The organism is Thermodesulfobacteriota bacterium, from assembly GCA_039028315.1.
Taxonomy (GTDB): domain Bacteria; phylum Desulfobacterota_D; class UBA1144; order Nemesobacterales; family UBA2774; genus CR02bin9.
In genome coordinates this window covers 1-10,182 of the sequence record JBCCIH010000079.1, presented here as the reverse complement: position 1 = coordinate 10,182, position 10,182 = coordinate 1, and the positions used below count along the sequence as shown (strand labels likewise).

General features: G+C 39.2%; 13 protein-coding genes. 3 read left to right on the top strand and 10 right to left on the bottom strand.

The features are described from left to right. Positions 1 to 350 (top strand): DUF2779 domain-containing protein (locus AAF462_06355; GenBank protein MEM7008744.1); only part of this gene is annotated, 350 nt, incomplete at its 5' end. A gap of 22 nt (positions 351 to 372) precedes the next feature. On the opposite strand, the gene AAF462_06350 is transcribed toward AAF462_06355, so the two are convergent. After that, positions 373 to 936 carry a YSC84-related protein gene (locus AAF462_06350; protein MEM7008743.1) on the bottom strand — a complete coding sequence of 188 codons (564 nt, stop codon included), beginning with the start codon at positions 934 to 936 and terminating at the stop codon, positions 373 to 375. Positions 937 to 1,061: 125 nt separating this feature from the next. Between AAF462_06350 and AAF462_06345 the strand changes: the two genes are divergently transcribed. Further along, the gene (locus AAF462_06345; GenBank protein MEM7008742.1) at positions 1,062 to 2,060 is read left to right on the top strand and encodes a hypothetical protein; all 999 of its coding nucleotides are present in this window, start codon (positions 1,062 to 1,064) and stop codon (positions 2,058 to 2,060) included. 109 nt (positions 2,061 to 2,169) lie between these two features. Here AAF462_06345 and AAF462_06340 read toward each other — a convergent pair whose 3' ends face one another. The 6 genes from AAF462_06340 to AAF462_06315 all read right to left on the bottom strand — a co-directional run bounded on the left by AAF462_06340 (position 2,170) and on the right by AAF462_06315 (position 7,766). After that, a complete protein-coding gene (locus tag AAF462_06340; GenBank protein MEM7008741.1) occupies positions 2,170 to 3,168 on the bottom strand; it encodes a GTP-binding protein in 999 nt (332 codons plus the stop codon). Positions 3,169 to 3,429: 261 nt separating this feature from the next. Continuing rightward, entirely contained in the window at positions 3,430 to 3,807 is a 378-nt protein-coding gene (locus tag AAF462_06335) for a SaoD/DsrE family protein (protein ID MEM7008740.1), read from the bottom strand. A gap of 74 nt (positions 3,808 to 3,881) precedes the next feature. After that, on the bottom strand, positions 3,882 to 4,376 hold the full coding sequence (gene hisI / locus AAF462_06330; protein MEM7008739.1) for a phosphoribosyl-AMP cyclohydrolase: 495 nt from the start codon (positions 4,374 to 4,376) through the stop codon (positions 3,882 to 3,884). 20 nt (positions 4,377 to 4,396) lie between these two features. Continuing rightward, positions 4,397 to 6,040, bottom strand: coding sequence for a nucleoside recognition domain-containing protein (locus AAF462_06325; GenBank protein MEM7008738.1), 1,644 nt, complete (start codon positions 6,038 to 6,040; stop codon positions 4,397 to 4,399). A gap of 18 nt (positions 6,041 to 6,058) precedes the next feature. Next, a complete protein-coding gene (locus AAF462_06320) occupies positions 6,059 to 6,607 on the bottom strand; it encodes a hypothetical protein (GenBank protein ID MEM7008737.1) in 549 nt (182 codons plus the stop codon). Between the two features lie 25 nt (positions 6,608 to 6,632). Then, positions 6,633 to 7,766, bottom strand: a complete 1,134-nt coding sequence (locus AAF462_06315; GenBank protein MEM7008736.1) for an NAD(P)/FAD-dependent oxidoreductase — start codon at positions 7,764 to 7,766, stop codon at positions 6,633 to 6,635. A gap of 237 nt (positions 7,767 to 8,003) precedes the next feature. On the opposite strand from AAF462_06315, the gene AAF462_06310 reads away from it, so the two are divergent. Beyond that, the gene (locus AAF462_06310; GenBank protein MEM7008735.1) at positions 8,004 to 8,381 is read left to right on the top strand and encodes a transcriptional repressor; all 378 of its coding nucleotides are present in this window, start codon (positions 8,004 to 8,006) and stop codon (positions 8,379 to 8,381) included. Positions 8,382 to 8,429: 48 nt separating this feature from the next. Here AAF462_06310 and AAF462_06305 read toward each other — a convergent pair whose 3' ends face one another. The 3 genes from AAF462_06305 to AAF462_06295 form a co-directional block, all read right to left on the bottom strand. Then, positions 8,430 to 8,906: a DUF3299 domain-containing protein gene (locus AAF462_06305; protein ID MEM7008734.1), complete on the bottom strand. Its 477-nt coding sequence runs from the start codon at positions 8,904 to 8,906 to the stop codon at positions 8,430 to 8,432. A 66-nt stretch (positions 8,907 to 8,972) separates the two neighbouring features. Beyond that, positions 8,973 to 9,446, bottom strand: coding sequence for a hypothetical protein (locus AAF462_06300; protein MEM7008733.1), 474 nt, complete (start codon positions 9,444 to 9,446; stop codon positions 8,973 to 8,975). A gap of 45 nt (positions 9,447 to 9,491) precedes the next feature. Then, the coding region (locus AAF462_06295; protein MEM7008732.1) for an FtsX-like permease family protein at positions 9,492 to 10,182 on the bottom strand (691 nt) is incomplete at its 5' end.

Genomic DNA, 10,182 nt, shown 5'->3' with positions numbered 1-10,182 from the left:
ACACGAGAAACACGCAAATTGGGGAAATATATCCTGAATACAAAGAGTTTCTTCTAAACTTAAACGAGAGAACATTTGATTTAGAAAGAATATTCAAAGATGACTATAAACACCCAGGATTTAAGGGTAAAACATCGATAAAAAAAGTACTGCCGGTTTTGTGCCCAGAGTTTTCCTATCAAGATCTTGAAATACAAAGCGGCACAGATGCCATGGAGGGCTGGCATAGAACCATATTCGAAGAGCTCAATCGTTCAGAGCGAGCTGAACTTCAAAAATCACTTCTGGAATACTGCGAGTTAGACACGCTAGCGATGGTGAAAATTTTCAAGCATTTAAGGGAATTATGATATGAAGTTATTGTGTTTATTCTCAGTTTAGATCATCGTCTTTCATATATTTAGTACCTTTTACCGTCACTTCAAGCGCAAGACCATCCTCAGTGAGCTGATATATCCACACCCCTGGTGAGACTATCGCTGCGCCTGTAAAGGCTCCTCCATCATCGTCCAGCTTTGCTGCTACGGTAGATTGGCCCCCAAATTCCCAACCAGAGTTGATAAATTGATCAAAAACCGTTTTGTTTTCAAACACAAAAACAACTTGAAACCTCTTTATGCCAATTCCAAGACCGGCCTGGACTTCGAGCATTTTCATGTATGTATGTTTGCCACTTTTATTACTAATAGCCTCCCCTTTTCCCTTACCACCGCCTGCTACAAATATCTTCATACCAAAATTACTAAATACAGCATATCCATAGCTTCCACTAATCGCTTGTTTCGCTTCAGGTTGAAGTTTGTATAACCGCTTTAGAGTCTCAGTTGTTTTATCGTTTATCTCTTTTCTTTCTTTAGCAACATCTTTAGCACCAGCAGGTGAAATAAGCAGAAATAATGTTAAAGCTATAAAAGCAATTCTGTAGATACGAATCATATTTAGTCTCCTTTATGTTACGTTGAAGAATATACAGTTTGGAGAATATATGTAAATACAGTTTTGTTCATTCATAGATTATCGAGTAACATAATCGATATCATTGGCCGGTAGGAGTTTAGAGCATGCGAAAACAAAGAATATGCTGTATTTGCAATCCAACAAGTTATTTCCTGATTTCCCTAATATTAGTCCTACTACTGTTAACCCAAGTTTCTACGGATCATGCACATGCAAAAGATAGTATCAATCTAAGTAATACCTATGAGAAAATCCGAGACAAAGATTCTAGTTTTGGTGAAGATCTATATGCACAAGCAAGTGATCAAGGTGAAAATCAATCGGGCCAGAGCTATGAAACCGGCTATTACGGAACTAGAGACTGGCAAGTATTTGCCGCTGTCTATCTATGGCTGACTGGGATGAATGGAGAAGCAGGTATAGGACCTGCAGTAGCCGATGTTGATGTGAGCTTTGGGGATATATTTTCAAATTTGGATTTTGGTATTCAGGGTCATTTAGAGCTATGGTGGAAGAAGTGGATATTCTTTGTTGACCCTATATATATGAAAGTATCCTCCAAAAGTAGCCAAACTAGAGTGATAGGTTCTACAAGATCGAAGGTCGAAGTAGAAATGTTTTTGATGGATCTGGCGGCAGGATATAGAGTTGCAGATGTAGCACTGAGTGAAAATACAAAATCAAACAATCTTAAATCTTGGCCGGCCATGACTGTAGATCTTTACGGCGGAGGCAGGATACTGACCGTTAATACAGAAATAAATTTCACTATAGATACTCCAATGGGGACGGTTGGTCAGCGCGTTAAAGAAGACCAGACATGGTTTGACTTCATTGTTGGCACGAGACTTATTTTCGACTTCACAGAGAACTTGCTCCTAACGATAAAAACCGATATCGGAGGATTTGGGCTTGGATTTTCATCGGATGTTGACTGGAACTTTGTCTCAAATATAGGATATACACTCCCGTGGTGGGGAGTAACACCATATATTGGATACAGAGTTTTATACATAGACTATGAAGATGGATCGGGCAGCAACAAATTTACATACAATATTTGGCACACTGGACCACAGATAGGTCTTGGAGTTAGATTTTAGAAGACAAGATTTCTTTTGAGTTAATCTTAAGCAATCTGAAATTATAGTAAGAATAAATTTTGACTTAATCTAATCAATTCTAAATACTGGTGGCGGGTAATTACTATTATTATTCAGAGATCAGATGTTTATCAAAATGATCTTTTATCTGTTTCTGATCTACTTCTTCCGGCGTTCCTATCATGACGATTTTTGAATAAGGTTGTTGCTCAGCCCAAGGATTTCCCCAAGATAGCGTACATCTTCTTCCAACCATATGTACGATTCCGCGCTTTTCTGTTTCCTTATCCTGATAAACAATACCTTTTGCTCTAAATATATTTGTAGGAAGGGATTTTAGTGCAGTACGAAGACTATCATAAGATAAAATTTTATCTGTTGTATAACTCCATGTACTAAACACATCACCGTGGTGAGAGTGTTCATGGTTATGATCAGAGGAATTCTCTGAATGCACATGAGTATTCACAGGTTCTGCTTCAAGAATACGATCGGGGTTATATACGCCAAGACCAAATACTAGCTCTAAAGGCACTACACCGTGGCTAGCTTCTACTATACGAGAATTTGGTAAGATTTCTTTAAGACTCTTAATAATTTGGTCTGCTCTTGCCTTATCGATTAGGTCAACTTTATTTAGTATCAAAATATCGGCCACCGAAATCTGAGCAATTCCAAGTTCAGAATAGCGACCTTTTGTAAGCTCAAGAACATTCTCGGCATCAATTATAGAGATAATATTCTCTATCTTAATTAGTTCTCTTATCCCCGGCAACAGCAAATTTAATGCTATTGCTGCTGGGTCTGAGACTCCACTGGCTTCTATAATTATATGATCCAAATCAGGGCGCTCCAAAATATTAAGTATTGATTCAAGAAGATCTTCACTTAACGAGCAGCAAATACACCCATTTGTTAAATTAACAGTATTATCGACTTCGTTTTCAATATTGACGATAAGTTCAGCATCTATATTGATTTCGCCAAAGTCATTCACTAAAACAGCTATTTTACGTTCATTTTCGGTATTCAGAATATGATTTAGGAGCGTTGTTTTGCCAGCACCCAAAAATCCGCTAATGATTGTTACAGGAACTTGTTTATCCATTCTTATTCACACCACTAAATAATTTATGCAATAATTCCAATTATCAACTATCCACCCCTTGCGATTATTGCGGGGTCATTGGACACAATACCCATTATAGCTCAAACTATATCGCGGCCCGAAAGACCAATAGGAGTATCCAGAGAATGAGTTTTAATAATAATTCGGTCAATCAGGCCGCTAGTTATATAAATACAAAGCAAAACACTCATTATATTAATCCATAATCCCCTCAAGATATTAGTTAATGGGACCACCGTTCTAAAGAGTAATGATCTGGTCGGGAAGGTTACCACTTAAGGCCTCGTATAGTTGAGGGAAACAACCTGCACTTACTCCTTCAACTGTTCCTTTAGCTTTTACTTCACCCTTACCACACTGTTCAAGAGTACCATCAGCCAAGTTACGAACTACCGCGCACTGGTCGCACATCATCAACAGGATACCCTTATCTCTTGCGATCTTCGACAAGCGCTCTCCTACGGGATCGCCTGAGCGCAACACGTAAGTGTTGTCGTCAAAAAAGAACATTCCCACAACCTCAACACCGTGAAAACCTTCTTCAAGTTGGGGTAGTATCATTTTTCCCAATTGATAGGTTGATGCCATGTTGGAACGAAATATATATGCGACTTTCATTTTTTACTCCTTTTTATATTCGCTTTATTTTCTTAATTTAATATTTTCTAAGCTTCTTCTTATTTTGTACTAACTTAAAGCTTTGTAGGATTCGGAGCATCCCCATATACTTGTTCAGGATCAAACACCTTGTTTGTTTCAAGAAATTTCAGCTTCAAAGGTTTGTGTAGATCCTTATCACTCAAGCCGATTGGAATTTCACGGTAAAAGCAAGAGCGATAACCAACATGACAACTGGCCCCGCCTGCAACTTCAACGCGCAACCATAAACAATCCTGATCATCATCAACAATCATATGTTTGATTTTTTGTACGAATCCGCTTGTTGCCCCCTTTCTCCAAAGCACCTGGCGGCTGCGACTCCAGTAAACAGCTTCTCCTGTTATAATCGACTCAATCAAAGCCTCTTTATTCATATAAGCATGCATCAGGAGTTCACCCGTATTAAAATCTGTGGTCACAACCGGAATCAATCCGTTCTCATCAAACTTAGGAGCGAGAGCACTTCCTTCTTCGACTTCTTCCACATCCGTTCTCAAGCCAAATAATTTATCATTTAAGACAGACATAAAATTCCTCCAACAATTTATTAAAAGACACGGAGAATAATTACAATTAATAAAGCAGATACAATTGAAGTAATAGCTTGCCGCGAAGACAGACGAATGGCATTTGCAGCTCCGGTTTCCTTATACACAGTCCCCAAAGTCACAAGACATGCAGTCAAAGTCGATGCAAGATATACCAGAACAAAGACCTGCCCAACAGAGAGTGAATGAAGGAGAAGACCATCTCCCTGATTTAATACTAACAAACCATCTTTGCGCAGGATTGAAAAAATAATGGCAGGCGTAGTGTCCGGCGGCAGCATAAATATTTTTGTCACCGGTGATACCAATTGAGATAAGAGATCTAGCACGCCCCAATACTGCAGCATGGCGGCGACTGCACAAATGACAAGAAATATAGGCATCGCCTGAAAAAGAAATTGTTCGATCACTGCCCGGAGTTTCCAAAATAACCCCTTCCATGATGGTTTTTGAAGAAATGCCCTTTCATTTAATGAAGAAGAGAAATCCTCTGGGAGTGCGCCATACCAGATTCTCGTATGAACAGCGCTAACTATAAAAAGCACAGCAAGATAAGGCATGAAAAGCCACGGGTTTCCTGACGAACCAAATAGTGAAAGCGAGGCTCCGATTTGATAGCTACATGCTGAACCAAAAGCAATCATGGAAATACAATTATTACGCGTACATGAACTGCAAGAACGGCTTTGAAAGACAGCCACAACATTACATCCAAACCCTGTAAGAACGGGGACCAAATCCCTTCCACTCAATCCAATTCTTCTGAGCCAAGGATCAAGAGCAGCAGTTATCCTGTCTTTTAATCCTGTCTCATCCAAAAGCCCTACACTTAACCCAATGAAAGCAACCACTGGAAAAGCCCAAAGAAATGAATACCAACCCAGTGTCAGAACGCCATAATCTCCAATTAGAATTGTCTGGATCAAAATAGGTAGTCCTTGTAGTGAAGTTTTAAGTGGCGTAATTAATGCCTCATCAACAATAGGCTGGAGCCATGAAGCGAGATAATAAGCAGCCATCACCGGTAGTGCAAAAAAGGCTAGCAAGGTTAAAAGAGCTAGAAAAGAACCAAGCGTACGGTTTTCAAACCATGTAGTTTGCGGCGTGATTGTAATAATGCCCTCAGGCGCAGTTATGATAGGTAGGATATTGTCGAATTTCTTAGCCTGTTGAATAAGATCAATCAGCCGAACACGATTATTTTCACTAAGACTGCGTGCATTCAACACCACAACAGGAATGCCGAGAGTTTCCTCATAATGCTCTGCAGCTTTATAAATACCTAAAGGTGCTTTGTCCTCAAAAGTAATCGCAATTGCCACTTGTTTGTTTACGAGATTTTCTTTGAGTTCATGAAAAATAGTTTCTAATTCACTTTGAATATGTGTACCACGAGCAACTATAAGAACCGTATCTGATGAATCTACCTGCTCAAATGCAAGGCGAGTTGTCTGGCTGTCGCTTTGTATACGTATGCCTGGCGTATCCAAAAGATTACACTCGCATTCAGGCAAGTAACATTGACGAACCATTACAGTTGAGCCCCGGAAGTTGGATTCTTCCCCTCTCATTCCTCGCGTAAGCCCTCGAAAGATCGATGATTTACCTGACGATTCAAGTCCTGTTAATACTACTGAAGCCATAGTTGTCATATTTAAAGTTTATGCTGTCTTAGATACTTTTATCTTGCTCTGCGATTCTCTGTACTCTCGAAACCACTTACGTGCCTGATCCGGCGCCAGCCATTTGCGGTGATATCGTGCATAACAATCCAGACGATAGCCCTTTCCATAAGTCGCATCAATCCAGCTTTCATAATCTTCAATCCACTCCAGAAATTCGCAAGAAGCTTCATAAAAACGCCCTTTACTCTCTTTATCCTTAGGAAGCATTAGAAAAGAACTTCGATAACGGCCCGGCAGGGGAGGCTTTTCGCCAAGGTAACAGTAGGCTTGGTCATGTGCGCGTACAAAAAGAAACCCATCATGATTATCTCCATAGATACCGACACAAAAACTGTGAAGATCCACGGTTCTATCACACCAAGTTATTTTATAGCGACTGCTTCCACCGTGCCCCGGGGTGCGGTAGCGGGAAAATCCATATTGTTCAAACAGATTGTCTTCACGAACTGCTGTGTCCTGGCCAAAGAACCAAAGCTGCTGCTCCAGGCCGCGGATCAATTGTTTGTAAGTTTTTTGATTTATCATGAGTATGAGATTTCCTCTTCATTCATCAGCAAGCACACTCGTCTCCACAACAAGACAAATCATCGAGTAACATCCCCTTATCCCTGTAAAAATCAAAGACAGAAGTATCTATATCCTTATGACCGATACGTTTTGCAATTTCTTGGGCTACAACACCAAAACGCTGTCTGAATTTGTAAATGAAACAAAATATTAAGTCGTCGTGTCTTACATTGGGACCTACAAGAAATAGGCCAGGAGTAATTGTAGATTCATCACTTTCGGTAAGAAGTGGGTAATTTTCTTTCTCCTCCCATTCAAATTGGTCGCGTATCAAGCTTAAGCTTGTTTTAAATCCAGTCGCTAGCACTGGGGGGTTTTTCGTACGTATTTTCTCTTTGCCGTTGGTGATGATGAAACCATCACCAGACTTTTCGATCTTTTTGATTGTGGAATTGCCATGAAGTGTAATTAATCCTTTATCCATAACCCATCTTAAACGCTCGTATGTATAAGTTGATATGCTGCAGCTAGGATCGCTGCTTTCTGAATTCCATGCTTCCTCTTTGTCAAAAACCCTTACTTTATTTCCATTAAGAGCAAGGTTTACAGCAGCGTCTATTCCGCTTTCAAAACCTCCTATAACTATGTAATCCTTTCCCTTATACTCCTTCCATGATTTCACAGTTGAATTATGAATACAGTGCTCGGCCCCAGGAATTGAATTTAGGTTTGGGTACTGAAACTCTCCTGCCGCCCATATTACTGTACGGCTCGATATAGTCCCTTGGTTTGTCTCTAGAGTAAACCCTTTACGTTTTGAAGAATGTCTTTGAAGACTTAGCACATCAATACCCGTTTCTACAGGCAGTTCAAAATGCTTAGCGACACTGCGTAAATATATTTGATATTCTTTTCCACTCGGATGCTCTGATTTTAAAACATGTCCTGGTGATGTATTAGGAACGATTGCATTTAAATCCAGCGCTCCAAATCCATGACCTGGAAATGATGGGGATATAAATTTCATCTCTTGAGGCCACATGCCAAATGAGGCCCCTATCTCTTGGCGCTCCAGCACTACGAAATTATTTATCTCAAGCAATTGAAGCAAAGCGCCGACTCCAATACCCGCGGCTCCTGCACCAATAATTACTACATCGTATGAATTTTTTTTCATTTTATATTCTTCCACCAACTGATATTGCAAACCATTTGCATGTTGGTTTCAGAAATGATATCATGTCAAAACAGATATGCAAATGATTTGCGCAAAGAATTCGCATTATGCTAAAATGGTATTAGATAAAAGGCCGAAAACCAATGTAAGTTTTAGTAAGATTTGTATTAATAGACTTGTTATTTGGTCCTAAGTTGAAGTCTTACAGACATAGACAAAATATTATGAGGTCATGTGATGAAAAGAGGTTTTACTAACTTAAGAAAGGAAATACTCAAATACATTGAGCAATCAGAACAGCCGCTAACAGCCAAAGAGATATATCAGATGCTTCAATCAAAACCCAACCTCTCAACCGTATACAGGGCCCTTGATTATTTATGCAAAAATAAATATGTGAAGACTATTTCATTTTCTTCGGAAGGAAATTATTTTTATAGTGCTAAAATGGAACACTCTCATTTCATATATTGCAAAGAATGCACTGAAATAAAAACATTTGATGATTGCTTTGCAGAAAAAATACAAGATAATGTAGAGGATAAATTTGATTACAAGATTACAGACCACATTTTTTATTTCTCAGGTATATGTAACACTTGCCTAGAGAATTAAATTCATATACAAAAAAATTTCATGTGCAAGACCGTATCATGATGATGACTAATCCTTTCTTACGCTCTCAACAGTCATCGAATATACGCCCCCAACTAGAGTGTCTCGCCCGATGTGAAGCACCCCAGTTACATTTAGAGGAACATCAATTAGAAATTTTGTAGATTTACCCTTGGGGAACTCAGCATAAACAAACTCATTATCCCTGGGTATAACACCAAAGCAGCAGCCGGCCTGAGTACTCATTAGCATAAAACTAGTCACAACCGCACCATCAAAGTCTATCGGGAGCATAAATCCCTTAATTTCAACCCTTTTTCCATCGAGCTCTTTTACTGTTGGAGGTATATCTTTTTCTCCCTCATATCTGTATCCACCCAAAAAATCGAAATTGACTTTAGTTAGCCCGTTTACTGTCTGGACAGCATTAGCAGGCGATGAGTAATCAAAATTTTGAGTTGGTCTGTAGTGGACACCTAATGCAACAAGGAATATCAGACAAAAAATCATTAGAACTCTGACCATAACTCTACTCCATTGTATATTTTTTTTACCAGTCATTTCCTAAATAGTTTAAATTATAATATTGATTTATTCATTACCTTCCGGAAAACCGAACTCCACCTGTTTGAACTCAACTCCACTCACTGTAATCTCAGAGATAACTGCATCAAAACTGTTCTGATTTTTAAGTTGATCTGATTGAGCTGAAAATTCAGAAGAATCGCCTTTTTTCTCACCCGTGAGTACGTTGGATACCGGATTAAATTCTAATATAGAGATCTGAGTCTTACTGTTATCTTCTTTTGTAACTATTTTTAGTTCAATGCTTTGCTGCTCTATACGTATTGGATTCTCCGCCTCACCATCCAATACATATATCGTAATGTTCCCAGTTTCTTTATCTAGAACAAATTCCAGATGAGCAAATTCCTCACCTAGTACTACCAATGTACCGTCGTGAGGGGCATGGTGCTTGTGATGATGATGCTCCTCATCAGCAACGGAAGCTAAACCAAAGATTGTTAAAATCGCAATTACAGTTATTGCATAGATTGATTTCATAGCTTATCTCCTTAATACATATAAATGTATTGAATTCTCTTTATATTAACTTGCAGGCACCAGATTAGTTGCAACATCGGTTGAATAAGCCTTTATTGCAGGAATTATTCCAGCTATTGCTCCAATTATAATCATAAATATAGGCGTTAGTAGTAAGATCCAATCTAACTTAAAGACATCAAGCACAACACCTGTTTGCTGTCTTATGATTATTGCTGCACTACCTAAAATTAATGCGTAGACTATAAAGCCGAACAAGGCGCCGATTGTAGCTATAGTGGATGATTCTAATATTATAGCAGTAAATATTGTATTCTTTTTAGCTCCAAGAGCTCTTAGAATTGCGAACTCGCGCTTGCGTTCATTCATTGTGTTATAGATGCTAGAAAGTATAGATCCCGCAGCAACCAAAATCACTAAATAGGCAACTAAAGTTAGGATCTTATTGATCCATCCTAGTTTTCCAAATAGTTCTGCCATAACCCTTCCGATAGGCCAGGCTAGAGTAGCGACATTTCCTTGTTTATTAATGGTTCTGTCAAGAAGAAAACCTGCCTGAGGCGTCTTTAACTTTAGCATCACCGCACTTACTTCCTTGTGTTTATCAGGTATCTCCTGGCCCGGCTGTGGTTCGTATACTTCTCCGGCTCCCCTTAGAACATGGCCGGAAATTTGATAGAACTGGTCAATCGGCACCCATATTACCCTGTCAGAAGGTGAGTTCGTCGGCTCAATT